The following is a 26,810-nucleotide window of genomic DNA, read 5'->3' on the forward strand; positions in this document are numbered from 1 at the left end:
ACCGGAGCCCACGATGCCCCTGACCGCCTCGACCTACGGCAAGGGCCGCGTCCGCGTGATGCGGCTCGCCCGGGACGGCGACCACCACACGCCGCGGGAGCTGACGCTGACGGTGCTCATGAAGGGCGGGTTCGACGCCGCCTGGACGCAGGCCGACAACCGCGCCTGCATCGCGACCGACACCGTGAAGAACATCGTCAACGTGGTGGCGGCGCGCAACGTCGCCCTCGACGCGGAGGCCTTCGTGCAGGCCGTCGCCGCCCTCTTCCTCGACACCTACCCGCAGGTCGCGGAGATCTCGATCGAGGGGCGCGAGACGCGCTGGCTGCGCCACGCGATCGACGGCACGCCTCACGGCCACACCTTCACCCTCGACGGCAACGGCACCGGCTACGTCGGGCTCGTGGCGAACCGTGCGGGCGCCGTGCTGCGCTCGGGCCTGCGCGGCTACACCTTCATGAAGACCACGCAGTCCGGCTGGTCGAACTTCTTCGACGACGGCTACCGCACGCTCGCCGACACCGACGACCGCATCGCCGCCACCAGCATGGACGCCACCTGGACCTGGCGGGACGCGCCCATCGATTACGCGACCGCCAACGCGGCCGTGCTCGAGACCCTGATCCGGGTGTTCGGCACCACCTACTCGGCGAGCGTGCAGGATTCGATGTACCGGATGGGCGAGGCCGTGCTCGCCGCGATCCCGGAGATCGCCGAGATCGCCTTCGCCATGCCGAACAAGCACTACATCCCGATCAATCTCAGGCCCTTCGGGCTCGATAACCCCGGCACGGTCTTCCTGCCGACCGACGAGCCGCACGGCCAGATCGAGGCGACGGTCGGCAGGGCCGCGTAGGGCGCCGGGAGCGGGGGACGGCATGGACGCGACACCCGACATCGCACCGGCCCGGCCGGGCGGCCCGCTGGAGCGCCTGTTCCGGCTCCGGGCGCACGGCACCACCGCCCGCACCGAGATGCTGGCGGGGCTGACCACCTTCCTGACGATGGCCTACATCGTCTTCATCAACCCGAGCATCCTCGCCGACGCCGGCATGGACCGGGGCGCCGTCTTCGTGGCGACCTGCCTCGCGGCGGCGCTGGGCTCGGCGGTCATGGGCCTGCTGGCCAACTGGCCGGTGGCGATGGCGCCCGGCATGGGGCTCAACGCCTACTTCGCCTACGTCGTGGTGCTCGGCATGGGCTACACGTGGCAGGCGGCGCTCGGCGCGGTGTTCGTCTCCGGGCTCTGCTTCCTCGTCGTGACGCTGACCGGCCTGCGCCGAGTGATCGTGGACGGCATCCCGCGCTCCATGCGGATCGCGATCACGGTCGGGATCGGCCTGTTCCTGGCGATCATCGCGCTCAAGAATGCCGGCATCGTCGCGGCCAGCCCCGCGACCTTCGTGACGCTCGGCGACCTGCACAGGCCCGGCACGGTGCTGGCCGTCCTCGGCTTCCTGGCGGTGGCGGTGCTCTCGGTCCGCAAGGTGAAGGCCGCACTGCTGATCTCGATCCTCGGCGTGACCACATTGAGCTTCCTCGTCGCCGGAAACAGCTTCGGCGGCGTGGTCTCGATGCCGCCCTCGCTCGCGCCGACCTTCCTGGCGCTCGATCTCTCCGGCGCGCTCTCGGCCGGGATCCTCAACGTCGTGCTGGTGCTGTTCCTGGTGGAGCTGTTCGACGCCACCGGCACGCTGATGGGCGTGGCGAGCCGGGCGGGCCTGCTCACGCCGGAGCGCACGGGAGGGCTCGACCGGGCTCTGATGGCCGATTCCGCCGCGATCTTCGCCGGCTCGCTGCTCGGCACGTCGAGCACCACCGCCTATCTGGAGAGCGCGTCGGGCGTCGAGGAGGGCGGGCGCACCGGGCTCACCGCGGTGACGGTCGCCGTCCTGTTCCTGGCCTGCCTGTTCTTCGCCCCGCTCGCCGGCTCGGTGCCGCCCTACGCGACCGCGCCGGCTCTGTTCTACGTCGCCTGCCTCATGCTGCGCGAACTGGTCGATCTCGACTGGGACGACCTCACGGAGGTGATCCCTGCCTGCGTGACCGCGCTCCTCATGCCCTTCACCTACTCGATCGCCACGGGCGTCGCCTTCGGCTTCATCACCTACGCGGTGCTGAAGCTGCTGACCGGCCGGGCGCGCGATGTGAAGCCGGTGGCCTGGGTTATCGCCGCCCTGTTCCTCCTCAAGTTCGTCGCCACCGGAGCCGCCCACTGACCGCACCCGCCGACACCATCCGGGCCGTCCGCGGCCGCGTTCTCACGCTCAAGGGGAACCCGTTCCTCGCCGAGCCCGGCTCCTGCCTCGTCCACCACGAGGACGGGCTCGTCGTGATGCAGGGCGGGCGCGTCACCGCCTTCGGCGGATACGAGTTGACGAAGGCGGCCCTGCCTGCGGGCGTGGTGCCGACGGAATACCCCGACGCGCTGATCCTGCCGGGGCTCGTCGACACCCACGTGCACTATCCGCAGATCCAGATGGTCGGCGCCTTCGGGGCGCAGCTGCTCGGCTGGCTGGAGCGCTACACCTTTCCGGCGGAGGTGTCCTTCGCGGACCGGCGTCACGCCGAGGACACGGCGCGGCTGTTCCTGCGCGAGGTGCTGGCCTGCGGCACCACCACGGCCGCCGTCTACTGCACGGTCCACCCGCACTCGGTCGACGCCTTCTTCGCCGAGTCCGAGCGCTTCAACACCCGGATGGTGGCCGGCAAGGTCCTGATGGACCGGAACGCGCCCTCCGCCCTCCTCGACACCGCCGAGCGCGGCTACCGCGAGAGCGAGGCCCTGATCCGGCGCTGGCACGGGCGGGGGCGCCAGCTCTACGGCGTGACGCCGCGCTTCGCCCCGGCCTGCACCGAGGCGCAGCTCGACGCGGCCGGCGCGCTGCTGCGGGAGCACGACGGGCTCTATCTCCAGACCCACCTGAGTGAGAGCCCGGCCGAGGTCGCCTGGGTGCGCGACCTCTTCCCCGCCCGCGCGAGCTACCTCGACGTCTACGCCCACGCGGGGCTCGTCGGGCCGCGCGCGGTCTTCGGCCACGCGATCCATGTCGCGGAGGAGGATTTCTGCACCTGCCACCGCACCGGCGCGGCGCTGTCGCATTGCCCGACCTCGAACCTCTTCCTCGGTAGCGGCCTGTTCCGCCTCTTCGACGCGCTCGACCCGCGCCGCCCGGTCCGGGTCGGGCTCGGCACCGATGTCGGGGCCGGCACCACGCTCTCGCTCGTGCGGACGCTGGGCGAGGCCTACAAGGTGGCGGCGCTCCGCGGCGACAAGCTCGACGCGGTGCGCGCCCTCTGGCTCGCCACCGCGGGCGGCGCCGAGGCGCTGCACCTGGAGGACCGGATTGGCCGCATCGCGGTCGGCTACGAGGCCGATCTCTGCGTGCTCGACACGGCGGCCTCGCCGCTCCTCGCCCACCGGGCCCGCTACTGCACCGACATCGAGGAGCTTCTGTTCGTCCAGATGACCCTCGGACCCGAGCGCGTGCAGGCAACCTGGGTCGCAGGCGAGCCGGTCTACGAGGCGGCGCGCACGCCCGATCCGTACCGTTACCCGGGGTGATCGGTTTCGAAAGGTCGAGACCTTTCGCGGGTGCAGGGCAGAGCCCTGCATTTGGAGCCTCCGTCCCGGCTTTGCCGGGGCAGAGGCTCCAATCCGGGGCTGCGCGCCCCAGACGCCGCCTGCCGCGCCTTCAGGCGCCGAAAGGGCCTCGGGCCCTTTGGGATCCCATAACTCTGCGTTCGGTGCATGGCTCGGTGCGCGGTCGGCCCGGGCGGCTGGCATTCCAGTTGCTGGTCCAGTGCGGCGCGCGGGCGACACGCCGCGCGCCGAACCTGTACCCTGAGCCCGCCGGTCCCGGTTCATGCCGGCGAGAGGATGCGTTGCTGATGTCAGTCGAGACCCCGACGAAGACCCACAACCTGCGCGTGGACGGATCGCGCCTCTGGTCCACCCTGATGGAGACCGCGCGCTTCGGCGCGACCCCTGCCGGCGGGATCAACCGTCTCACCCTGTCGGAGGAGGACCGCGCGGTGCGCGACTGGTTCCGGGACGCCTGCGAGGCGGCGGGGCTGGAAGTCGGCACCGACGCGCTCGGCACCCAGTTCGCCCTGCGGCGCGGCCGCGACATGAGCCGGAAGCCCGTCGCCTGCGGCTCGCATCTTGACACCCAGCCGACCGGCGGCAAGTTCGACGGGATCCTCGGCGTGTTGGCCGGCCTCGAGGTGATGCGCAGCCTGAACGACGCCGGCATCGAGACCGAGGCGCCATTACTCCTCGTCAACTGGACCAACGAGGAGGGCTCTCGCTTCGCCCCCGCCATGATGGCCTCGGCGGCCTATGCGGGGGAGTTCACCACGGAGGAGATCCTGCAGAAGCGCGACGCGAAGGGCGTCAGCGTTTCCGAGGCGCTGGAATCCATCGGGTACCAGGGCGGCGAACCGGTCGGCGCGCGCGAGATCGGCGCCTTCGTGGAACTGCACATCGAGCAGGGCCCGATCCTGGAGGCGGAGGGCCGGACCATCGGCGTGGTCGAGGGCGGCCAGGGCATCGCGTGGTTCGATGGCACGGTGACGGGCTTCGAGAGCCATGCCGGCACCACCCCGATGCCGCGCCGCCGGGATGCGATGCTGGGCTTGGCCGAGTTCGCGCTGGCGGTCGAGCGCATTGCGCTGGCGCACGCGCCCTCCGCCGTCGCCACGATGGGCGAGGCCGAGATCGTCAGTCCCTCGCGCAACGTCGTGCCGGGCCAGATCCGCTTCACCCTCGACGTGCGCGACCCGGCCTCGGCGGTGCTCGACGCGTTGGAGGCCGCGCTGAACGAGGCCGCCGCCGAGATCGGCGCCCGGCGCAACCTCAGCCTCGAACTCACCCGGATCTGGCGCAAGGAGCCGGTGCCGTTCCATCCGCGCCTGGTGGCGGCGGTCGACGGCGCCGCCGAGGGGCTGGGGCTCAGCCGCCGCCGCATCATCTCGGGCGCCGGCCACGACGCCTGCAACCTCGCCGGGCTGATGCCGGCCGCGATGATCTTCGTGCCCTGCAAGGACGGCGTCAGCCACAACGAGTCAGAATCGGCCACCTCCGCCGATTGCGCGGCCGGCGCAGACGTTCTGCTGCACACTCTGCTCACACTCGCCAACGCCCCGATGGATGACCAGCCGCTGGGCAAGCCGATGGCGGAGTGAGCTTTGCTCAAGAAAAAGGCATCTGGTCGACCGCCGACCTGCTCTGTCCTCCCGCAGAACCGCGCGCGGCTGCCCGCATGATGGGCAGTTCGCTGCCCCGCGCCCATTCCCTGTCCACGAGGAACCCGATGGCCCCTGTCCCGCCCGATACGCCGGAGACGCCGGATCTCACGGCCTACGCTACTGCCGCCGCCCCGCTCCTAGGGCTCGCCCTCGATCCCGCCTGGATCGAGCCGGTCCGCCGCAACCTCGCGGTGCTCTTCGCCGCCGCCGACCTCGTCGCGGGCTTCCCCCTGCCCGACGAGGCCGAGGCGGCCCCGGTCTTCGAGGCCTAGGACCATGACTGACGAGACCATGACGGATTGGAGCACGGCCGGGGCCGGTGCGGTGGCGGAGGCGGTGGCCGCCGGCCGCGTCAGCGCCCGCACGGTGACCGAGGCGACGCTCGCGCGCATCGCGGCCCTCGACCCGGCGGTGAACGCCTTCACGGACGTGACCGCCGCGCGGGCGCGGGCGCGGGCCGAGGCGGTCGATGCAGGCCGGGTCCGGGGCCCGCTCGCCGGCGTGCCCGTCGCGGTCAAGAACCTCATCGACGTCGCCGGCCTGCCGACCCGCGCGGGCGCGCGGATCAACCGCGAACGGCCGCCGGCCACCCGCGACGCGACGCTCGTCGAGCGCCTGGAGGCGGCGGGCGCGATCCTCGTCGGCGCGCTCAACATGGGCGAGTACGCCTACGACTTCACCGGCGAGAACGTGCACGACGGCGACAGCCGAAATCCGCATGACCCGGCCCATATGAGCGGCGGCTCGTCGGGCGGCTCGGGCGCGGCGGTGGCGGCGGGTCTCGTGCCGCTCGCCCTCGGCTCCGACACCAACGGCTCGATCCGCGTGCCCTCGGCCTTCTGCGGCTGCTTCGGCCTGAAGCCGACCTACGGGCGCCTGAGCCGGGCGGGCAGCTTCCCCTTCGTGGGCAGCCTCGACCATCTCGGGCCGATGGCGCGCAGCGTCGGCGACCTCGCCCGCGCCTACGACGCGATGCAGGGGCCGGACCCGGCCGATCCGGTCGCGACGGACCGCGCGCCCGAGCCCGTCCTGCCGGTTCTGGACTCCGGCATCGCGGATCTGCGCATCGCGGTCGCGGGCGGCTACTTCGCGGGCGGCGGCGATCCGGAGGCCTTCGCGGCCGTCGCGCGGGTGGCCGACGCGCTCGGCGCCAGCCGGACGGTCGAGATTCCGGAGGCGCGCCGTGCCCGTGCCGCCGCCTACCTGATCACCGCCGCCGAGGGCGCCGCCCTCCATCTCGACCGCCTGCGTGCGCGCGCCGCCGACTTCGATCCCGCGGTGCGCGACCGCCTGATCGCGGGCGCGATGATCCCCGCCCCCCATGTCGAGCGCGCGCAGCGCTTCCGCCGCTGGTACCGCGCGGCGGTGCTGGATCTCCTGGGCGAGGTCGACGTGATCCTCGCGCCGGCAACGCCCTGCCGCGCCCCGCGCCGCGGCCAGACCCACTTCGTGATCGACGGGGTCGAGCTGCCGGTGCGCGCCAATATCGGCCTGTTCACGCAGCCGATCTCGTTCATCGGCCTGCCGGTCGTGGCGGTGCCGGTCCGGCTCGACGACGGCCTGCCGCTCGGCGTCCAGGTCATCGCCGCGCCCTGGCGAGAGGAGGCGGCTTTGCGCGTCGCCCGACACCTGGAGCGGGTCGGCGCGGTCGCGGCACCCGTCGCGATGCCGTCCGTCGCGCAGGGCTGAGGAGGTTGCGATGCAGATCGACGATCCCGCTGTGAAGGCCGAGGTCGAGGCGCTGTTCCGGGTCTACGAGGCCGCCCTCGTCGGCAACGACGTGGCGACGCTCGAAGCCCTGTTCCGCGACGACCCCCTCACCATCCGGTACGGCGCGGGGGAGAACCTCTACGGCATGGACGCGATCCGGGCCTTCCGGCGGTCCCGCTCGCCCGCCGGTCTCGCCCGCACCCTGGAGCGGACCGTGATCACCACCTACGGCCGCGACTTCGCCACCGCCATGACCCTGTTCCGGCGCGAGGGGGCGCCCGGCCGGGTCGGGCGCCAGAGCCAGACCTGGGCGCGCCTGCCCGAGGGTTGGAAGATCGTCGCCGCCCATGTGAGCGTCATCGACGACGAGGGGCCGGCGTGAGGCGCCGGGCTCGGTGCGGGCGCGAGTCCGGATGCCCCGCCAAGCATCCGCCCCGAAAAACGCGCACGCTCCGGGCCTCGCCGAAGGCCTCGCTCAAGTCGAGCGATGATCTCGCGCGCGCCGGATTGCGGCGCAGCTGAGAAAGCGCGGAGCAGGAGGGGGTGTTGGCCGACCCCTTGCATAGGGGGAGGCGTCCCAAGGGCACCGATGTGTCCCCCCCACGGAGCCAGCACCTTCGATATGTTCTCAACCGCGAAACGTTTCGGCGCCCGTGCGGCCCTGGCCGGCGCCCTCACGGTGTCGGTCGCCGTGCCGGGTGCCCTCGCCCAGGGCGTGCTCCGCATCGGCATGACCGCATCCGACATCCCGCTGACCACCGGTCAGGCCGACAACGGCGGCGAGGGCATGCGCTTCACCGGCTACACGGTCTACGACGGGCTGGTGAACTGGGACCTCTCCTCCGCCGACAAGCCGTCCGACATCGTTCCGGGCCTCGCCGAGAGCTGGACGGTCGATCCGACCGACAAGACGAAGTGGACCTTCAAGATCCGGCCCGGCGTGAAGTTCCACGACGGCTCCGACTTCACCGCCGAGTCGGTGGTCTGGAACCTCGACAAGCTCCTGAAGAACGATTCCCCGCAATACGACCCGCGCCAGTCCGCCCAGGGGCGCACCCGCATCCCGGCGGTGGCGAGCTACCGGGCGCTCGACCCGATGACGCTCGAAGTCGTCACCAAGGCGCCCGACGCCACCCTGCTCTACCAGCTCGCCTGGATCATGATGTCCTCCCCCGCCCAGTGGGAGAAGCTCGGCAAGAACTGGGACGCCTTCGCCAAGACCCCGTCCGGCACCGGCCCCTGGAAGATGACCCTGTTCGCGCCCCGCGAGCGCGCCGAGATGGTGCCGAACGCCAATTACTGGGACAAGGCCCGCGTTCCGAAGCTCGACAAGCTCGTGCTGGTGCCGCTGCCCGAGGCCAATGCCCGCGTCGCCGCGCTCCGCTCCGGGCAGGTCGACTGGATCGAGGCCCCCGCCCCCGACGCCGTGGCCTCGCTGAAGTCGGCCGGCTTCAAGATCGTCACCAACGCCTACCCGCACAACTGGACCTGGCACCTCTCCCGCATCGAGGGCTCGCCCTGGAACGACATCCGGGTGCGCAAGGCCGCCAACCTCGCCATCGACCGCGAGGGGCTGAAGGAGCTGCTCGGCGGCCTCGCCATCCCGGCCAAGGGCTTCATGCCGCCCGGCCACCAGTGGTTCGGCAAGCCCGGCTTCGACGTGAAGTACGATCCCGAGGCCGCCAAGAAGCTGATGGCCGAGGCCGGCTACACCCCGCAGAAGCCGCTCGCCATCAAGGTCGGGATCTCTGCCTCGGGCTCGGGCCAGATGCAGCCCCTGCCGATGAACGAGTTCGTGCAGCAGAGCCTCGCCGAGGTCGGCTTCAAGGTCGATTTCGAGGTGGTCGAGTGGAACACCCTGATCAACATCTGGCGCGCGGGCGCCAATGCCGACATCTCCCGCGGCGTCTCGGCGATCAACTACTCGTACTTCATCCAGGATCCCTTCACCGGCTTCATCCGCCACCTGCAGTGCAACCTCGCGCCGCCGAACGGCACGAACTGGGGCTATTACTGCGATCCGGCGATGGACAAGCTGTTCGACGGCGTGCGCAACGCCTTCGACAAGTCCGAGCAGGAGAAGGTCCTGCAGAAGGTCCAGGAGAAGTTCGTCGACGACGCGCTGTTCGTGATGATCACGCACGACGTCAATCCGCGCGCCATGAGCGCCAAGGTGAAGGGCTTCACCCAGGCGCAGAACTGGTTCCAGGACTTCTCGCAGATCACGATGGCGACCGCGGGCCGCTGACGACCGTCGCCGGCCCGCGGGCCGGAGCCACGACAGGCCCCTCTCCCGTGCGGGAGAGGGGACCCTCGCCAGTCCGGGCTTCGGGTCTGCACCGGGACGGTTCGGAGGTTTCGTCCAAATGTCGCGCGTACCGCTGAAAACAGCAGAGTAACCCTGGCCGATGCTGCTCTATATCCTGAAACGCCTGCTCTACGTCACGCCCGTCGCGTTCGGCGTCAGCGTAGTCTGCTTCGCGCTGGTGCATCTGGCCCCGGGCGATCCCCTGAGCGCCGTGCTGCCGGCGGATGCCACCCAGGCCACCATCGACGAGATGCGCGCGGCCTACGGTTTCGACAAGCCGCTCCCCGTGCAGTACGCGATCTGGCTCTGGCATGTGCTTCAGGGCGATCTCGGCATCTCCATCGCCACCGGCCGCCCGGTGTTGGGCGAGGTCTCCCGCGCGGTTGTCAACAGCCTGATCCTGGCCTCGGTCGCGACGCTGATCGGCTTCACCTTCGGCACCCTGTTCGGCTTCGTCGCGGGCTACCACCGCAACTCGATCCTCGACCGGGCGGCCTCCGCGCTCTCGGTCTTCGGGGTGAGCGTGCCGCACTACTGGCTCGGCATGGTGCTGGTGATCATCTTCTCGGCGACGCTGGGCTGGCTGCCGCCGACGGGCGCTGGGCCTGACGGCTCGGGCAACTGGCGGCCGGACTTCGAGCACCTGCGCTACATCATCCTGCCGGCGGTCACGATGTCGGTGATCCCGACCGGCATCATCGCCCGCACGGTCCGGGCGCTGGTGGCGGACATCCTCGCGCAGGACTTCGTCGAGGCCCTGCGCGCCAAGGGCATGAACGAGTGGGGCGTGTTCAAGCACGTCGTGCGCAATGCCGCCCCGACCGCGCTCGCCATCATGGGCCTGCAGCTCGGCTACCTGCTCGGCGGCTCCATCCTGATCGAGACCGTGTTCGCCTGGCCCGGCACCGGCTTCCTCCTGAACGCCGCGATCTTCCAGCGCGACCTGCCCCTGCTGCAGGGCTCGATCCTCGTGCTGGCGATGTTCTTCGTGGCCCTCAACCTCATCGTCGACGTGATGCAGACCGCCCTCGATCCGCGCATCGAGCGGGCCTGAGGAGGCTTCCATGACTGCACCCGTCACCGCCGCCTCCGTCGCCCTCGACGGCGCCGTCTCGACCACCTCCCCCGTCGCGGAAGCCGAGGCCTTCGCGCCCTCCCGCGGCTTCTGGGGCCATGTCGGCCACCGGCTCGTGCGCGATCCCGTCGCCATGGCGGCGGGCGCCGTGATCCTCGCCATCGTCTTGGTGGCGATCTTCGCGCCCTGGATCACCCCGATGGATCCCTACAAGGGCTCCATGCTGCGCCGGCTGAAGCCGGTCGGCGATGCCACCTACTGGCTGGGCTCGGACGAGCTCGGCCGCGACATGCTGAGCCGCCTGATGGTGGGCGCCCGGCTCTCGCTCTTCATGGGCGTGACGCCCGTGCTGATCGCCTTCGCGATCGGCTCCAGCATCGGGATCCTGGCCGGCTACGTCGGCGGCTGGACCAACACGATCCTGATGCGCACCATCGACGTGTTCTTCGCCTTCCCGTCGGTGCTGCTCGCCATCGCGCTGTCCGGCGCGCTCGGCGCCGGCATCTTCAACGCCATCGTCTCGCTGACCTGCGTGTTCGTGCCCCAGATCGCCCGCGTCGCCGAGAGCGTGACGACGGGCATCCGCAAGCGCGACTACATCGACGCCGCCAAGCTCTCCGGGGCCTCGGCGCTGACGATCATGCGCGTTCAGGTGCTCGGCAACGTGGTCGGGCCGATCTTCGTCTACGCGACCTCGCTGATCAGCGTGTCGATGATCCTGGCCTCGGGCCTCTCCTTCCTCGGCCTCGGCGTCCGCCCACCCGAGCCCGAATGGGGCCTGATGCTGAACACCCTGCGCACCGCGATCTACGTCAACCCGATGGTCGCGGCGCTGCCGGGGCTCGCCATCTTCGTCGTCTCGATCGCCTTCAACCTGTTCTCGGACGGCCTGCGGACGGCCATGGAGATCCGCCAGTGAGCGTCACCACCCTCTCTCCTTCCCCCGCCCTCGCCAACCCGCTCGTCCGGGCGCCAACCGATCCCCGCGACCGCGGCGGCCCCGCCCAGCCGCTGCTCTCGGTCTCGGGCCTGAAGAAGCACTTCCCCGTCCGCAAGGGCAGCGGCCCGAAGCAGGTGGTGCGCGCCGTCGACGGCGTCGATTTCGAGACGCTGAAGGGCGAGACGCTCGGCATCGTCGGCGAGTCGGGCTGCGGCAAGTCCACTACCGCCAAGCTCCTGATGGGGCTGATCGAGCGCGATGCCGGCGACATGCTGTTCGACGGCGAGCCGGTGGGCGGCCGGGCGCTGCCCTGGCGCGCCTATCGCCGCCAGGTCCAGATGGTGTTCCAGGACTCCTACGCCTCGCTCAACCCGCGCATGACGGTGGAGGCCTCGATCGCCTTCGGCCCGAAGGTCAACGGCGTGCCGGGGCGCCAAGCGGTCGAGCGCGCCCGGGCGCTGCTGGCCCGGGTCGGCCTGGAGCCGAAGCGCTTCGCCGGCCGCTACCCGCACGAGCTCTCGGGCGGCCAGCGCCAGCGCGTGAACATCGCCCGCGCGCTCGCGCTCGAACCGCGCCTCGTGCTCCTGGACGAGGCGGTCTCGGCCCTCGACAAGTCGGTCGAGGCGCAGGTGCTCAACCTCCTCCTCGACCTGAAGGCCGAGTTCGGGCTGACCTACATCTTCATCAGCCACGACCTGAACGTGGTCCGCTTCATCTCGGACCGCGTGATGGTGATGTATCTCGGGCGCGTCTCCGAGATCGGCCCGTCCGACACCGTCCTGGCCGAGCCCGCGCACCCCTACTCCCACGCGCTCCTCCACGCGATGCCTTCCCTCGATCCGGACAACCGGACCCAGGAAGCGCTGCTCGCGGGCGATCCGCCGAACCCGATCGACCCGCCCTCCGGTTGCCGCTTCCACCCGCGCTGCCGCCTCGTCGCCCCGGTCTGCTCGGTCACCGAGCCGCCCCTCGACCCGGTCGGGCCTGCCCACAGGGCCGCCTGCCTCGCGCGCCAGCCCGGCTCCGGGCACCCGGCCGCGCCCGCAGTCCAGGCCGCAGCCTGAGGAGAGACGCGCATGACCGACACACAAGCCGTCGTGCTGAAGGACCTCAAGGTCGGCTTCGGCAAGGTCCAGGTGGTGGACGGCGTCGATCTCACGCTCGAGCGCGGCCAGGCCATGGCCCTGATCGGCGAATCCGGCTCCGGCAAGAGCGTGACGCTGCGCGCCATCCTGCGTCTCTTTCCCGAGGGCCGCAGCCGGATCACCGGCGCGGTCGCGGTCGCGGGCCGCGACGTGCTGGGCCTCTCGAAGCGGGAGCTCGCGGATTACCGCGGGCGCGAGGTCTCGATGATCTTCCAGGAGCCGCTGCTCGCCTTCGACCCGGTCTACACGGTGGGCCAGCAGATCACCGAGGCGATCCTGCGCCACGAGAAGGTCTCTAAGCAGGAGGCGCGGGCGCGGGCGCTCGCCCTGTTCGAGCGGGTCCGCATTCCGAGCCCGGAACGGCGCCTCGACAACTACCCGCACGAGATGTCGGGCGGCATGCGCCAGCGCGCGATGATCGCGCTCGCGCTGGCCTGCCGGCCGCAGGTGCTGCTGGCCGACGAGCCGACCACCGCGCTCGACGCCACGGTACAGATCCAGATCCTGCTCCTGCTGCGCGAGCTGCAGCGCGATCTCGGCCTGTCGATCATCCTGGTGACGCACGATCTGGGTGCGGCGGTCGAGGTCGCGGACCGGATCAGCGTGATGTATGCGGGCCACATCGTGGAGACCGGCTCGGCCCGCCAGGTGGTGCGCGAGCCCCACCACCCCTACACGATCGGCCTGCTGCGCAGTCGCGCCGAGGGCGCGATGGACAAGGGTGCCCGGCTCCAGACCATTCCGGGTAGCCCACCGGACCTCACGAACCGGCCGCCCGGCTGCCCCTTCGCGCTGCGTTGCTTCCTGGCCGAGGAGCGCTGCCGCCGCGAGCGCCCGCCGCTGGGATCCGTCGGCGACGGGCATCAGGCCGCGTGCTGGCGGGCCGGAGAGGCCGCCGCCGCATTCCAGGAGGAACGAGCCCCGCAAGAGCTCGCTTGCGCCTGAACCACGCCCCGCCCTGCCTGTGGATCACAGGGAGGGCGAGCGGGGCGCGCTTCATTCCAGCCTTAATTTTGAGTTACGAATTTACCCGGGATTCGAGTGTCGGGCGGAACCCGGTCTTCCGGGGCCGCGTGGCACTCTCTATCTGCGTCGAACGACAGATTGATGGTTCCGGTCGTGCCTGCCCTCACCGCTCTCCGCGCCGCCACGAAGTTCGCTCGCACGAGCGCCCGCACCGCCGGCCTGATCGCCGGCCTGATGGTGCTTCCCTCGGCCGTCCTGGCCTACGCGGATCTGCTTCCGGTGCCGCTCAATCTCGACGTGCTGGGCCTCGGCTCGGCCGAGCAGCCCGATCTCCCCCACGTCGCCCGTCAGATCGCGATCGGCGCGCCCCTGCGCATCGTCGCCTTCGGCTCGTCCTCGACGGAGGGTATCGGTGCCAGCAGCCCGACCAAGGCCTACCCGCCCCTTCTGGAAGCCTCGCTGCGCAAGCTCTACCCGCAGCTCGGCGGCGTCACGGTGCTCAACCGCGGCATCGGCGGCGAGCACGTGGACGACATGCTCAAGCGCCTTGACCGGGACGTGATCGCGGCCGAGCCCCAGCTGGTGATCTGGCAGACCGGCAGCAACGACCCGCTGCGCGGCGTGTCCATCGACCATTTCCGCGAGGCGACGGTCGGCGCGATCAAGCGCATGCAGGAGGCCGGCATCGACGTGGTGCTGATGGAGCCGCAATGGTGCCCGGCGCTCGATGCGACGCCCGGCTCCTACCGGTTCCGCGACGCGGTGCGGGAGATCGGCGACGATATGGGTGTCCCGGTGATCCGGCGCGCCGACCTGATGCAGGACTGGATCCGCGAGGGCAAGCTGACCCGCAAGCAGCTCTTCGCGGCTGACGGGCTCCACATGACCGATGGCGGTTACGCGTTGCTGGCGCAGGCCGCCGCCGCCGCCATCGTCGAGGATTCGGGCCGCGTCAGCGTCGCCGAGGCGGTGGCGGAGTAACCGGCCCGCGGGTCACCCGCCGCGAGACAGGCACGTATTCAGACGCATACGAGGGCCCCCGGTCGTGTCGCGACCGGGGGCCCTCGGCTTTTGTGCCGATCCGCGCTCGCGCGCCGGACTGGCTTCGACCGTTTCGGGCGGTCCCTCCCCTGTCCGGACTGTCCGACCGGTCGACCGGATCGTGGCCCTACCCGTGGGGGCTGTCGGCTCCGAGCATCCGGCCCTGCTCTCGTTGAGCGGCCCGCTGGTGGATTTTGGATCGGGCTCCCGCCACGACGCGCGCCCGCCGGACCATCGGGCGTCGGCGGCGTTGTCCGGATCTGAAGCACGACACCTCACGTCGCGGCGTTCTGCGGCCCAACATGACACGTCCTGTTCAGAAATGTGTCGGATCGGATCTCTCAATCTCGTGATGCCATCCGGATAATATCTCTACAACGGTGAGCGATGTTAACTGAAACTCGAAGATGACAACAGCGAGGTCTATTTTCCGCTGCCGCCATCCCGCAGTTGGCGCTATGAAAACGCTCATACGAGAACCGCTTTGTCGAGTCGGAGTGGAACGAGATGCTGATCGCTCTGTCGAAGAAGACGATGCCGCGCTGGCTGCAATCGCTCGGGCGCCGGACGCGGCGCGAGCGCGAGATCAGGTCGTTCAACCGGCGCGTCGTCTCGCACCGGTTCGGTGGGCTCGACCTCAAGGTCAGCCTGCGCGACCCGGTCGCCGAAGAATGGTACGACCACGACCAGGAGACGCTCGCGGAGATCAGGTTCTTCCAGGATGCCGGCGCGCTGCGCGAGGGGGGCATCGTCTTCGATCTCGGCGCGCACCAAGCCGTCGTGGCGCTCCAGCTCTCCGCCTGCGTCGGCGCCTCGGGCCGGGTCGTCGCGCTCGAGGCCAACCCGCACAACGCGCAGGTGGCCCGGGAGAACATCGCGCTGAACGGCGCGCACAACCTCACGCTCCTGCACGCGGCCGCCGCGTCCGAGGATGGCGAGATCGCCTTCAACGAGAGCCTGAACGGTCAGGTCGATGGCGGCGCAGGGACGCACGGCGTCATCCGGGTGCCGAGCCGGTCGGTCGACAGCCTGATCGGAGAATTCGGCGTCCCGGACATCATCTACCTCGATGTCGAGGGCTTCGAGTGTGCGGTGCTCGAGGGCGCGTCCGGGGCACTCTCGCAGGTGAAGAACTGGTTCATCGAGGTGCACGGCGGCGCCGGGCTGGAGAAGTTCGGCGGCTCCGTCGACAGGCTGCTCGCCCATTTCGACGCGGAGCGCTTCGACCGCTACTTCTGCCGGACGGATGCGGGTCCGTTCACGCCGCTGGACGACACCCGGTCCCTGGACGGAACCCGCTGGTTCTTCATCGCCACCCGCACCTGATCAGCCGGGGCGCGCGCGTCTAGACGGACAGCCAACGCAGCACGGCTGCCTCGTCCATGTCGGCGCGCGCGCCCGCATCGACCACCTGCCCGCGATCCATCACCGCGTAGGTGTCGCAGAGATCGCGGGCCCACTCGAAATACTGTTCGACCAGCACGATCGCCATCTCGCCCTTGCCGCGCAGGTAGGTGATGGCCCGGCCGATATCCTTGATGATCGAGGGCTGGATGCCCTCGGTCGGTTCGTCGAGGACGAGGAGCCTGGGCCGGGTCACCAGGGCCCGGGCGATGGCGAGCTGCTGCTGCTGGCCTCCCGAGAGGTCGCCGCCGCGCCGGTGCAGCATGTCCTTCAGCACCGGGAACAGGTCGTAGATCTCGGCCGGCACGTAGCGGTCGGACCGCTTGCACGGCGCGAAGCCGGTCTCGAGATTCTCCTTCACGGTGAGCAGCGGGAAGATCTCGCGGCCCTGCGGCACGAAGGCGACGCCGGCGCGCGCCCGGTCGTAGGGGGCGAGGCCCGACAGCACCGTGTCGCCCAGCCGGATCGAGCCCTTGGCGATCGGCTGCTGGCCGACGATGGCGCGCATCAGCGAGGTCTTGCCGACGCCGTTGCGGCCGAGCACCGCCGTGACCCGGCCGGGCTCGGCGGTCAGCGAGACGGCCCGCAAAGCCTTGGCGGCGCCGTAGTACAGATCGATGGAGTCGACCGTCAGCATCGTCCTGCTGCCTGCTCGATGGAGTTCCGGGGATCCCAAAGGGCCTCCAGGCCCTTTGGCGGAATCCCGGGGCGGCGCCCCGGGTGTTGAGACCGGGACCCGGCTTTGCCGGGCCCGGGCTTCGACAGCAGGGCTCTGCCCTGCACCCGCGAAAGGTCTCGACCTTTCGAAACCATGACTTGGCAGGGCGCCGACACGGTGCTCAGCGCCCCAGATAGACTTCGACCACCTTCGGGTCCGCCGAGACCGCGTCGATCGAGCCCTCGGCCAGCACCGCGCCCTCGTGCAGGCAGGTCACGCGGCACTGGAGGGCGCGCACGAAGTGCATGTCGTGCTCGACCACGATCACCGCGTGGTCGCGGGCGATCTCGCGGAGCAGCGTCGCGGTCTCGGCGGTCTCGGCGTCCGTCATGCCGGCGACCGGCTCGTCCACTAGCAGCAGCTTCGGGTCCTGCGCCAGCAGCATGCCGATCTCCAGCCACTGCTTCTGCCCGTGCGAGAGGTCGGCGGCCGGACGCCCACGGTGCGCGATGAGCCCGACCTTGGTGAGCAGCGCGTCGATCCGCTCGGCCTCGACCCGGTTGCGCCAGCCGAACAGCGAGGCGACGCCCGAGCGCGGGCCTTTGAGCGCCAGCAGGATGTTGTCGGCCACCGTGTGGCTCTCGAACACGGTCGGCTTCTGGAACTTGCGGCCGATGCCGAGGTCGGCGATCGCCGGCTCGTCGAGCTTCGTCAGGTCGTGCACGCCGTCGAAGAGCGCGATGCCCGTGTCCGGCCGCGTCTTGCCGGTGATGCAGTCCATCATCGTGGTCTTGCCGGCGCCGTTCGGGCCGATGATCGCCCGCATCTCGCCCCGGTCGAGGGTGAGCGAGAGGCCGCGCAGGGCCCGGTAGCCGTCGAAGGTGACCCTGAGATCGTCGAGATAGAGCAGCGCGTCGGTGACGCGCTTGGGCTGGGCCGCGGCGCGCCCGTCGTCGGGCCGCCCGGGCGCGGTGGCGCTGACCGGCGTCAGGAGGTCGGCGTCGCTCATCGGCCCTGCCCCTCTTCGGCGAGTTTCGGCGCGATCTCGGGCTCGGGCGGCAGCTTGGCCCGCGCGCGCGGGCTGCCGAAGCGCTCGATCAGGCTGCCGACGATGCCCTTCGGCATGAAGAGCGTCACGACCACGAAGAGGGCGCCCAGCGCGAAGAGCCACGCATCCGGCATCGCGCCGGTGAGCACCGTCTTGGCGTAGTTGACGATGACGGCGCCGAGCGCGGCTCCGACCAGCGTGCCGCGCCCGCCGACCGCGACCCAGATCACCGCCTCGATGGAGTTGGTGGGCGCGAACTCGCCCGGGTTGATGATGCCGACCTGCGGCACGTAGAGGGCCCCGGCCACGCCCGCCATCATGGCCGAAACCGTGAAGGCCAGCGTCTTGTAGTGCTCCGGCCGGTAGCCGAGGAAGCGCGTGCGCGATTCGGCATCCCGCACCGCGATCAGGATCTTGCCGTAGGCCGAGACCGTCATGAAGCGGGCGACCAGGTAGCCGAGCGCCAGCGCGATCCCGGTCGCCACGAAGAGCGCCACGCGCGTGCCCTGCGCCTGGACGGGGAAGCCCAGGATGTCCTTGAAGTCGGTCAGGCCGTTGTTGCCGCCGAGGCCCATGTCGTTGCGGAAGAAGGCCAGCATCAGCGCGAAGGTCATCGCCTGCGTGATGATCGACAGGTAGACGCCCGTCACCCGCGAGCGGAAGGCGAGCCAGCCGAACACGAAGGCGAGCAGCCCCGGCACCGCCAGCACCATCAGCGCCGCGAAGGCGAAATGGTCGAAGCCGAGCCAGTACCAGGGCAGTTCCTTGTAGTTCAGGAACACCATGAAGTCGGGCAGGACCGGATTGCCGTAGACGCCGCGCGGGCCGATCTGCCGCATCAGGTACATGCCCATCGCGTAGCCGCCGAGCCCGAAGAAGGCGCCGTGGCCGAGCGAGAGGATGCCGCAATAACCCCAGACGAGATCGAGGCTGAGCGCGAGCAGCGCGAAGGCGAGATACTTGCCGAAGAGCGAGACCAGATAGGTCGGCAGGTGCAGCCCGGAGCCCTCGGCGACCCCGAGGTTGAGGAGCGGCACCGCGAGGCAGAAGGCGGCGAGCGCGCCGAGGAAGATCCAGCCCTTGGGATCGATGAGGCGGGTGCGGGTCATGCTCAGGACTCCACCGCCCGGCCCTTGAGCGCGAACAGGCCGCGCGGGCGCTTCTGGATGAACAGGATGATGAAGACGAGGAGCGCGATCTTCGCGAGCACCGCGCCGAAATACGGCTCGAACAGCTTGTTGGCGACGCCGAGCGTGAGCGCGGCCACCAGCGTGCCCCAGAGATTGCCGACCCCGCCGAACACCACGACCAGGAACGAGTCGATGATGTAGCCCTGGCCGAGGTTCGGCGAGACGTTGTCGATCTGCGAGAGCGCCACGCCCGCGATGCCGGCGATGCCGGAGCCGAGGCCGAAGGTCATCGCGTCGACCCAGGGCGTGCGGATGCCCATGGCGGCGGCCATGCGGCGGTTCTGGGTGACCGCCCGGGTCTTCAGGCCGAACGATGTCCTGCGCAGCACGAAGAGCAGCCCGAGGAAGACGCTGAACGAGAACAGCACGATCCACATCCGGCCCCAGGTGATCGAGAGGCCGGCGATGTCGAAGGCGCCCGACATGAAGCCCGGCGAGCCGACCTCGCGGTTCGTCGGCCCGAAGATCGAGCGCACGCCCTGCTGCAGCACGAGGCTGACGCCGAAGGTGGCCAGCAGTGTCTCCAGCGGGCGTCCGTAGAGGAAGCGGATGATGCCGCGCTCGATCGCGACGCCCACCGCGCCCGCCACCAGGAACGCGCACGGGATGCTGATGGCGAGCGACCAGTCGAACAGGCCCGGCGCGTGCGCCCGGATCGCGTCCTGCACGAGGAAGGTCGTGTAGGCGCCGAGCATCACCATCTCGCCGTGCGCCATGTTGATGATGCCCATCACCCCGAAGGTGATGGCGAGCCCGATCGCGGCGAGCAGCAGCACGGAGCCGAGCGACACGCCGTACCAGACGTTCTGGGCGGCCGCCGCCACGGCGAGCCGCGTCTCGACGGCCTGGATGCTGCGGGCGGCCGCGGCCTTCACCATCTCGCTCGGGTCGCTGGCCGCGACGTTGCGCAGGATCGCGATGGCGTCGCCGTCGCCCCGGGCCTGGATCGCGGCGAGCGCCGCGACCCGCTCGTTCTCCGGCGTGTCGGGCTTCGCGAGCAGCACGGCGGCGCGCGCGGCGGCGAGGACCCGCTTCACACCCGGATCGGATTCCGCCGCGAGCGCGCGCTCGACCGCCGGAAGAACCAGGGGATCGCGCGCCTTGAACACCGCGTCGGCGGCCTCGCGCCGCCGGGCGGGATCGGGGCTGGTGAGGTTGAGCTGACCCTGCGCGGCGTCGAGCGCGCGGCGGATCTTGTTGTTGGCGCGGACCGGCTTGAGCCCCTCGGCCTCGGCGGGTGCGCCGGTTCGGGCGTCCGCGAGGGCGTTGCCCTGCTTGATGAAGAGCGCCTTGTCGGCCGGGCGGTAGAGCAGCCTGCCCTCAGCGAGGGCGGCGAGCACGGCGCCCGCCCGCGGATCGCCGCTCGCGGCAAGGCCCGCGATGCCGGCCTCGATGTCGCCGTAGCTGTCGCTCGCGAGGCGCGCGTAGGCGTCGGCCGGCGGCGGTGCGTCCTGCGCGCGCGCGGGCGCGGCGAGGCCGAGCAGGAGCGAGAGGATGAGGATGCGGATCATGAAGCTCGGGTCTCCGCGGTCGCGCGGGTGGGCGCCGTCTCGGCGGTGTCTGCGGAGGCGCGACGGTGTCCGACACCCGCGCCGTCGTCCCGGGGCCGCGGAGCGGCGCCCGGGATCCGTGCCCACCGACGTGTCAGGGTGACCGATCGCGCTGTTCGTGGATTCCGGGGTCGCCCCAGGCGCCCCGGAATCACGGTTCGGGTCCGACGAAGCCTCGGCTCAGGCGCCGCCGCACTTCTTCGTCTTGGTGTTGTAGTTGCCGCAGTTGAGCTTGACCCAGTCGGCCTCGAGGTCCTTCGAGCCCTCGAGCTGCTTCGACCACGCCTCGCCCGGGATCAGGCCCTCGGTCTTGTTGACCACGTCGAACTGGCCGTCGTCCTTGATCTCGCCGATGAAGACCGGCTTCGTGATGTGGTGGTTGGGCAGCATGGTCGAGGTGCCGCCGGTCAGGTTCTTCTGCTCGGTGCCCGGCAGCGCCGCGATGACCTTGTCGGGATCGACCGTGCCGGCCTTCTCGACAGCCTTCACCCACATGTTGAAGCCGATGTAGTGCGCCTCCATCGGGTCGTTGGTCACGGCCTTCGGGTTCTTCTTGTAGGCCTGCCACTGCTGGATGAAGGCCTTGTTCTCCGGCGTGTCGATCGACTCGAAGTAGTTCCACGCGGCGAGGTGCCCGACGAGCGGCTTGGTGTCGATGCCGGCGAGTTCCTCCTCTCCGACCGAGAAGGCGACCACCGGGATGTCGGTCGCCTTGATGCCCTGGTTGGCGAGCTCCTTGTAGAACGGCACGTTGGCGTCGCCGTTGATGGTCGAGACCACCGCGGTCTTCTTGCCGGCCGAGCCGAAGCTCTTGATGGCGGCGACGCGCGTCTGCCAGTCGGACTGGCCGAAGGGCGTGTAGTTGATCGAGATGTCCTCCGGCTTCACGCCCTTGGCCTTCAGGTAGGCCTCGAGGATCTTGTTGGTGGTGCGCGGATAGACGTAGTCGGTGCCCTCCAGAACCCAGCGCTCGACCTTCTCCTCCTTCATCAGGTAGTCGACGGCCGGGATCGCCTGCTGGTTCGGCGCGGCGCCGGTGTAGAACACGTTCCGCTCGCTCTCCTCACCCTCGTACTGGACGGGATAGAACAGAATCGAGTTCAGCTCCTTGAACACCGGCAGCACGGACTTGCGCGAGACGCTGGTCCAGCAGCCGAACACGGCCGAGACCTTGTCCTTCGCGATCAGCTCGCGGGCCTTCTCGGCGAAGAGCGGCCAGTTCGAGGCCGGATCGACCACCACCGGCTCCAGCTTCTTGCCGAGCACGCCGCCCTTCTTGTTCTGCTCCGCGATGAGCATCAGCATCGCGTCCTTCAGCGTCGTCTCGGAGATCGCCATCGTCCCCGAGAGCGAGTGCAGGATGCCGACCTTGATGGTCTCCTGCGCCCGTGCCGTGCCGGCGCCCAGAGAGGCCAGCGCCATGCCGCCGGCGAGCGCCGCGGCCGAAACCCAGGTCTTCAGTCGTGTCATCGTGCGGTTCCCCGGCCGCTGTTTCCGCGGCTGAGGCCCTTCAGCAATGGCCGTGCCAGAATGCGCGGCCTTCGACTGCGCGCGGTTTCAACAGACGGCCTGCGGCGTATGCAGTGCCCTGACGCGGACGCACGCCGATATGCCTAATCTGTAGGCGATTGACGCTTTGCCTGCCCCGGGCCTGTGCAGGGAGGCCGGATAGCTGAGCACCTTCGCCTTCTGGCCCGGCCTCTGCTAGAGCGCCCGGGTCCGGACATGGCAGGAGAGCAGGGTCTTGAACGAGGTCTTGCCCGACGGCGGCGCGGCGGGGCGCAGGATCGTCGTGATCGGAGCGCCGATCGAGGTCGGCACCAGCGAGCCCGGAGCCCTGATGGGACCGGCGGCCCTGCGCACGGCCGGCCTGATCCTCAGCCTGCGCGATCTCGGCCACGAGGTCGTCGACGCGGGCGACGTGGCGCCGGGCCTCGTCCCGGAGGCGCGCGGCCTGCCCGCCGTCGCCGCCTGGACCCGAGCCCTGGCAAGGGCGGTGGAGACGGCGCTCGATGCGGGCGGCCTGCCGCTGGTGATGGGCGGAGACCACAGCCTGTCCCTGGGTTCCGTCGAGGGGGCGATGCGCCATTGCGCGGCCGCGGGGCGGGCCCTCTCCGTGCTCTGGCTCGACGCGCACGCCGACTTCAACACGCCCGAGACCTCGCCCTCGGGCAACATCCACGGCATGCCGCTCGCCGCGCTCTGCGGCGAGCCGGGCTTTTCCGGGCTGTTCGAGGATGCCGATCGGGCGAGCCTCGACCCCGCGCGGGTCCACCTGTTCGGTTTGCGCTCGATCGATGCGGGCGAGCGCGCGCTGGTCCGCGCGCGCCGGCTGGGCGTGATCGACATGCGCGACATCGACGAGTTCGGCGTGGTGGCCCCGCTCCGGCGCATCCTCGACCGCGTGGCGGAGGCGGGCGACCATCTGCACGTCAGCTTCGACGTCGATTTCCTGGACCCCGCGCTCGCGCCGGGCGTCGGCACCACGGTGCCGGGCGGTGCGACCTTTCGGGAGGCGCATCTGATCATGGAGATGCTGCACGATTCCGGGCTGGTCCGCTCCCTCGACGTGGTCGAGCTGAACCCGTTCCTCGACGAGCGCGGCCGCAGCGCCCGCGTGCTGGTGGAGCTGGTCGCGAGCCTGTTCGGCCGACGCATCCTCGACCGCCCGACGCCGCCGATCGAGGCCCTTCCCGGACGCGGCCCGGCATGAACGCGCGCGTCTCTCCGGCGGGCGCCTCAACCGGCGCGGCGCCCGCGCGCCAGCGCTCGGTCGGGCGCGTCGCGCTCGTCTGCGACGGGCCCGGGCCGGCCCGCCTACGCGACCTCGCCGAGGCGGGCCCGCTGCGCCTGCGCTTCCCGGGCCGCCACGGTGCCGGCGAGACGGAGGCCGTCCTCGTCAACACCGCCGGGGGCGTCGCCTGCGGCGACCGCTTCAGCGTCGCGATCGACCTCGCGGAGGGCGCCCGGCTCTGCTTCACCAGCACGGCTGCGGAAAAGCTCTACCGCTCGGACGGGCCCGTGAGCCGGATCGAGAACCGCGTCGGGCTGGCCGCGGGCGCGCAGCTCGCCTGGCTGCCGCAGGAGACGATCCTGTTCGACCGCGCGCGGGTGCGCCGGCGCTTCGAGGCCGATCTCGCGCCTGATGCCGCGCTCCTGATCTTCGAGGCGGTGGCGTTCGGCCGGACGGCGCGGGGCGAGATCCTCTCCGAAGCCCTGTTCGAGGACGTGTGGCGCGTGCGCAGGAATGGCCGTCTCGTCTACGCCGACACGGTCCGGCTCGACGGGCCGGTCGGCGGCCTGCTGGCCCGTCCGGCGATCGGCGGCGGGGCCGCCGCCTGCGCCACCCTGCTCGACCTCGCGCCGGGGGCCGAGGCCCGGCTCGACGAGGCGCGCGCGCTTCTCGACGGCGCGGGTTCCCTCGGCGTCGAGGCGGGTGCCAGCGCCTGGAACGGCCATCTCGCGGTGCGGATGCTCGCGCCCGCGATCGGCCCGCTGCGGGTGCTCGCGGCCCGCTTCCTCGAAGCCTATCGGGCGGCCCCTCTCCCCCGGGTCTGGCAGACCTGAGAGGCCGGCGCAGGTTTGGGGGCACGAGCGCCCGCAAGGCCGTTGCCTCGCGCCCCTCACCTCTGCTAGAGACCGCCCACCTTGAGCCGGCCGCCCGGCTCGGGACGCGATGCCCCTACGGGGAGCAGACGCCGAAGGCCTCGTGGCGGAGTGGTTACGCAGAGGACTGCAAATCCTTGCACCCCGGTTCGATTCCGGGCGAGGCCTCCAAATTTCGCGCTGCGCGCATCGATGAGCGAGCCGGCCGGGACGATGTCCAGGGCCGGTTTTTTCATGCCCGCGAACGACTTGTGCGTAGTTTTCACGTGCCCGTCCCGCGAGCCGGGCAGACATGGGCAGGGCGCCGAAATCTTCGCTTGCCAGCCCTCGCCCGCCTGTGTAGATACCCCCTCGCGATCCCCGATAGCTCAGTTGGTAGAGCAGGCGACTGTTAATCGCCTTGTCGCAGGTTCGAGTCCTGCTCGGGGAGCCAGCCGCTCCCACGTCGCCGATGCGCTGCTAGCCGAGGCCGTTCGCCACGGAACTCGCTTTCTCGACGCGCTCGCGCCGGCTCCGGTGGCTCGAGGCGAGCGCCGAGTGCTCAAGCGGCCCTGAACCTATCTCTGCATCTCATTCCACGCCGCGTGATGATCTTGCGGCCCGCGCTGGTGCTTGGCGCTAGTCTCACTCGAAGCACTGTTCGCGCGGTCAGCCTTCGCGGGCGGCTCGGCTCTCGCCACGTCTGCTCTGACCGTCGCCTCGGCCTCGGTGCGCGACTTGGCTTCCGCTTCCGCCCGGATATTGGTTTCCATCTCCGTTCGTGCCTGGGCATCGGCTTCCGGCCTGCTTTTCGCGTCGGCCTCCGCCAGCAGGGTGATTGCCCTGAGACGACCGACGCTGGCCAATCTCCTTGAAGCCTCTGATGCAGCACCTTGAGCGTTGCCTACTGCAGGGCGCCTGAAAATGTTTATTTCTGGTCAGTCGAGCGATGATACCAAGGTAACGCCTTTATAGGCAGTGCGACAATAGAGATTTTTCGGTCAGTCGCAGCGTCGGCCGTTTCTGCGCTCGGTTCAACCGCACCGCGCTCTTGCGCGAGCATGAAAGCGATCGTCCTATGGATAGGCGGCGGCACGATGAGTGACTGAATATCTCAGATATTATCCGGTTAATATTCTTACAAACTATACTATCAGTGTTGGAACGTAAATTGTAAACTGCGTTCCGGAATTTTCATCGCTCTCCAGCTCGATCCGACCCTGCAGGGTTGAGGTGACGAGATTGTAGACGATGTGCAGACCGAGGCCGGTGCTCCCCTTATCTCGGCGTGTCGTGAAGAACGGATCGAAGATCCGCTGCCGGTTCTCCATTGGAATGCCCTTTCCGTCGTCGCGGAAGACGATCCGGACCTGCGCGTCGTCAAGGCGGGCCACGTCGATCGTGATCGTGCCCGCGTGACCTTCGGGAAAGGCATGGATCACGGAATTCAGCGCGAGGTTGCTGACGACCTGCGCGAGCGCCCCAGGATAGGAGTTGAGGAGGATCCCATCGGCGCAGGTGAGCCTGACTTGGTGTCCCTTGCGCCGGAGGAGTGGACCGAGGGTGCTCATCAACTCGACGAGCCAATCGTGGACTTCGAAGGTGCGCAGGTCCCCTGCCGCCTGATCGGTCGCGACCTGCTTGAAATTCTGGATCAGGTCGGCGGCGCGCATGAGGTTGGAGAAGACCAGGGCCGATCCCTCATTCAGCCGCTCGATGCCTCGGATCAGGTCCGAGCGGCGAACCTGTGCCGAACCGACCGTCCGGCGCAGGTCCGCGAGGCTGTGATCGAAGGCGGTCGAGGTTGTGAGCGCCAAGCCGATTGGCGTGTTGATCTCATGGGCGACGCCCGCCACCAGCTGCCCGAGCGCGCCGAGCTTCTCGGCCTGGATCAGATGGGCCTGTGCCGCGCGCAACTCGGTCAGCGTCGCCTCAGAGCGCTCCTTCTCGACCTGCAGCTCCTGTCTCGTCCGGAATTGGCGTCGCGCACGGAATTCCCGGGCGCCGACACCGTAGAGCGAGAGCGCGTAGGCCGCGCCGATCTCGGCGTTGTTGACGAGGGCCAAGCCGGAATTGTCGTGCGTCGCCACCGTCTCGAAGAGGGCGAAACAGGTCCAGGTCAGGACGGCGAAGACACCGAACGAGGACACCCGCAACGGGAGCAGCGTCGACACGAACAGGATCACCACAATCATGCCCGCGGCGCCGTGATCGAAGCTCGGCCTCAGGAAGACGTAGATCACACTGAGCATGCAGCCCGGGACGACGCAGTACACGAGGTAGATCTGCTCTGCCCAAGGGTGCGCGTCGGGCCGGGCGAGCAGGAGGGTGGCCGGGAGGAGGACCAGAAGCGCGACGCCGAGCCGGATCGCGGTGGCCACGGCCCAGGCATCCGGGCTCAGGATCCAGTCCATGGCCGAGAAGGAACAGTACACGAAGGCGCCGAGCACCATCGCGGCCCGGGTGCGGCCCAGGTCGTCGAGGGTGAATTGCTGGACGAACCGGCTCTCCTCGCGGGGATCTTCGAAGCGGAGGCCGAGCTTGAGCAGCAGCCTGTGCATGCAGTCATCCCATCTGGACTGTGATTCTCAGGGCTCGCGCCAGGACGGCGTCCCGACGCATCGTCCGAGCGGACATGCACCTGCCGCGACAATTCCATCCAAGACGCAACAACGCGCGCAACACGGCTGCAACGCGGCGCCCCTACATGGCTGCCGCCAGGACGGCCAGCGAAGGCCGCGCGGGGAACGACCATGCTTCAGATCATCACCAGACTGATCATCGTTGGCAGCAGCATGCTCGCGATGGCCTACGCACCGGCACTCTCGCCCGCGAGCGCGGCCCCGGTCGCGCACGTCTCCGTTCCGGCACGATGAGGGCGGTAGCCATGAACGTCCTCGCCGCCCTCATCCTCTGCAACTTCGTCAGCGCGACGATCCT

Annotated in this window: 24 protein-coding genes and 2 tRNA genes; 19 read left to right on the forward strand and 7 right to left on the reverse strand. The window is 70.0% G+C overall.

What is annotated here, in order from left to right; translation table 11 throughout:
• The first annotated feature begins 13 nt into the window (after positions 1–13).
• The 14 genes from pucL to DK427_RS22045 all read left to right on the forward strand — a co-directional run bounded on the left by pucL (position 14) and on the right by DK427_RS22045 (position 15,761).
• Positions 14–856, forward strand: coding sequence for a factor-independent urate hydroxylase (gene pucL / locus DK427_RS21980; RefSeq protein WP_109953238.1), 843 nt, complete (start codon positions 14–16; stop codon positions 854–856).
• Positions 857–878: 22 nt separating this feature from the next.
• The gene (locus DK427_RS21985) at positions 879–2,219 is read left to right on the forward strand and encodes an NCS2 family permease (RefSeq protein ID WP_109953239.1); all 1,341 of its coding nucleotides are present in this window, start codon (positions 879–881) and stop codon (positions 2,217–2,219) included.
• A complete protein-coding gene (guaD, locus tag DK427_RS21990) occupies positions 2,216–3,565 on the forward strand; it encodes a guanine deaminase (RefSeq protein ID WP_425452608.1) in 1,350 nt (449 codons plus the stop codon). Before DK427_RS21985 ends, guaD begins: the two co-directional genes overlap by 4 nt.
• Positions 3,566–3,891: 326 nt before the next feature.
• Positions 3,892–5,187 carry a Zn-dependent hydrolase gene (locus tag DK427_RS21995; protein ID WP_109953240.1) on the forward strand — a complete coding sequence of 432 codons (1,296 nt, stop codon included), beginning with the start codon at positions 3,892–3,894 and terminating at the stop codon, positions 5,185–5,187.
• A 128-nt stretch (positions 5,188–5,315) separates the two neighbouring features.
• Entirely contained in the window at positions 5,316–5,522 is a 207-nt protein-coding gene (locus tag DK427_RS22000; protein ID WP_109953241.1) for a DUF4089 domain-containing protein, read from the forward strand.
• Between the two features lie 4 nt (positions 5,523–5,526).
• Complete coding sequence (locus DK427_RS22005) at positions 5,527–6,939, forward strand: AtzE family amidohydrolase (RefSeq protein WP_425452491.1); 1,413 nt, start codon at positions 5,527–5,529, stop codon at positions 6,937–6,939.
• Positions 6,940–6,949: 10 nt separating this feature from the next.
• Complete coding sequence (gene hpxZ / locus DK427_RS22010; RefSeq protein ID WP_109953243.1) at positions 6,950–7,342, forward strand: oxalurate catabolism protein HpxZ; 393 nt, start codon at positions 6,950–6,952, stop codon at positions 7,340–7,342.
• Between the two features lie 240 nt (positions 7,343–7,582).
• Entirely contained in the window at positions 7,583–9,208 is a 1,626-nt protein-coding gene (locus DK427_RS22015; RefSeq protein ID WP_109953244.1) for an ABC transporter substrate-binding protein, read from the forward strand.
• A gap of 160 nt (positions 9,209–9,368) precedes the next feature.
• Positions 9,369–10,322 carry an ABC transporter permease gene (locus DK427_RS22020; protein WP_109953245.1) on the forward strand — a complete coding sequence of 318 codons (954 nt, stop codon included), beginning with the start codon at positions 9,369–9,371 and terminating at the stop codon, positions 10,320–10,322.
• Positions 10,323–10,332: 10 nt separating this feature from the next.
• A complete protein-coding gene (locus tag DK427_RS22025; RefSeq protein ID WP_109953246.1) occupies positions 10,333–11,262 on the forward strand; it encodes an ABC transporter permease in 930 nt (309 codons plus the stop codon).
• Between the two features lie 92 nt (positions 11,263–11,354).
• Positions 11,355–12,347: an ABC transporter ATP-binding protein gene (locus DK427_RS22030; RefSeq protein ID WP_245931080.1), complete on the forward strand. Its 993-nt coding sequence runs from the start codon at positions 11,355–11,357 to the stop codon at positions 12,345–12,347.
• Between the two features lie 12 nt (positions 12,348–12,359).
• Positions 12,360–13,373 (forward strand): ABC transporter ATP-binding protein, encoded by a 1,014-nt coding sequence (locus DK427_RS22035; protein WP_109953248.1) that lies wholly within the window; start codon positions 12,360–12,362, stop codon positions 13,371–13,373.
• Between the two features lie 162 nt (positions 13,374–13,535).
• Entirely contained in the window at positions 13,536–14,375 is an 840-nt protein-coding gene (locus tag DK427_RS22040) for an SGNH/GDSL hydrolase family protein (protein ID WP_109953249.1), read from the forward strand.
• Between the two features lie 567 nt (positions 14,376–14,942).
• Positions 14,943–15,761 (forward strand): FkbM family methyltransferase, encoded by an 819-nt coding sequence (locus DK427_RS22045; RefSeq protein WP_109953250.1) that lies wholly within the window; start codon positions 14,943–14,945, stop codon positions 15,759–15,761.
• Positions 15,762–15,780: 19 nt separating this feature from the next.
• Here the strand turns inward: DK427_RS22045 and urtE are convergent, their stop codons facing one another.
• The 5 genes from urtE to urtA form a co-directional block, all read right to left on the reverse strand.
• Complete coding sequence (gene urtE, locus DK427_RS22050; RefSeq protein WP_109953251.1) at positions 15,781–16,476, reverse strand: urea ABC transporter ATP-binding subunit UrtE; 696 nt, start codon at positions 16,474–16,476, stop codon at positions 15,781–15,783.
• 202 nt (positions 16,477–16,678) lie between these two features.
• Complete coding sequence (gene urtD, locus DK427_RS22055; protein ID WP_109953252.1) at positions 16,679–17,506, reverse strand: urea ABC transporter ATP-binding protein UrtD; 828 nt, start codon at positions 17,504–17,506, stop codon at positions 16,679–16,681.
• The gene (gene urtC / locus DK427_RS22060; protein ID WP_109953253.1) at positions 17,503–18,654 is read right to left on the reverse strand and encodes an urea ABC transporter permease subunit UrtC; all 1,152 of its coding nucleotides are present in this window, start codon (positions 18,652–18,654) and stop codon (positions 17,503–17,505) included. The genes urtD and urtC overlap by 4 nt, the downstream gene beginning before the upstream one ends.
• Positions 18,655–18,656: 2 nt before the next feature.
• Entirely contained in the window at positions 18,657–20,246 is a 1,590-nt protein-coding gene (gene urtB, locus DK427_RS22065) for an urea ABC transporter permease subunit UrtB (protein WP_109953254.1), read from the reverse strand.
• Between the two features lie 219 nt (positions 20,247–20,465).
• Positions 20,466–21,707 (reverse strand): urea ABC transporter substrate-binding protein, encoded by a 1,242-nt coding sequence (gene urtA, locus DK427_RS22070; protein WP_245931084.1) that lies wholly within the window; start codon positions 21,705–21,707, stop codon positions 20,466–20,468.
• A 322-nt stretch (positions 21,708–22,029) separates the two neighbouring features.
• Here urtA and rocF point away from each other — a divergent pair, with 322 nt between their 5' ends.
• The 4 genes from rocF to DK427_RS22090 all read left to right on the forward strand — a co-directional run bounded on the left by rocF (position 22,030) and on the right by DK427_RS22090 (position 24,324).
• Positions 22,030–22,998, forward strand: coding sequence for an arginase (gene rocF / locus DK427_RS22075; protein ID WP_245930670.1), 969 nt, complete (start codon positions 22,030–22,032; stop codon positions 22,996–22,998).
• Entirely contained in the window at positions 22,995–23,852 is an 858-nt protein-coding gene (locus DK427_RS22080; RefSeq protein WP_109953256.1) for an urease accessory protein UreD, read from the forward strand. The genes rocF and DK427_RS22080 overlap by 4 nt, the downstream gene beginning before the upstream one ends.
• A 136-nt stretch (positions 23,853–23,988) precedes the next feature.
• Positions 23,989–24,062: transfer RNA gene (locus DK427_RS22085), tRNA-Cys, on the forward strand.
• Positions 24,063–24,248: 186 nt separating this feature from the next.
• Positions 24,249–24,324: transfer RNA gene (locus DK427_RS22090), tRNA-Asn, on the forward strand.
• A gap of 124 nt (positions 24,325–24,448) precedes the next feature.
• On the opposite strand, the gene DK427_RS26520 is transcribed toward DK427_RS22090, so the two are convergent.
• Both DK427_RS26520 and DK427_RS22095 read right to left on the reverse strand, forming a co-directional pair.
• Positions 24,449–24,736 carry a hypothetical protein gene (locus DK427_RS26520; RefSeq protein WP_162559872.1) on the reverse strand — a complete coding sequence of 96 codons (288 nt, stop codon included), beginning with the start codon at positions 24,734–24,736 and terminating at the stop codon, positions 24,449–24,451.
• 279 nt (positions 24,737–25,015) lie between these two features.
• Positions 25,016–26,431 carry a sensor histidine kinase gene (locus DK427_RS22095; protein WP_109953257.1) on the reverse strand — a complete coding sequence of 472 codons (1,416 nt, stop codon included), beginning with the start codon at positions 26,429–26,431 and terminating at the stop codon, positions 25,016–25,018.
• A 192-nt stretch (positions 26,432–26,623) separates the two neighbouring features.
• Between DK427_RS22095 and DK427_RS27420 the strand changes: the two genes are divergently transcribed.
• Positions 26,624–26,746, forward strand: coding sequence for a hypothetical protein (locus tag DK427_RS27420; protein ID WP_281276962.1), 123 nt, complete (start codon positions 26,624–26,626; stop codon positions 26,744–26,746).
• Positions 26,747–26,810: the final 64 nt, after the last annotated feature.

It is taken from the genome of Methylobacterium radiodurans, assembly GCF_003173735.1.
Taxonomy (GTDB): Bacteria; Pseudomonadota; Alphaproteobacteria; order Rhizobiales; family Beijerinckiaceae; genus Methylobacterium; species Methylobacterium radiodurans.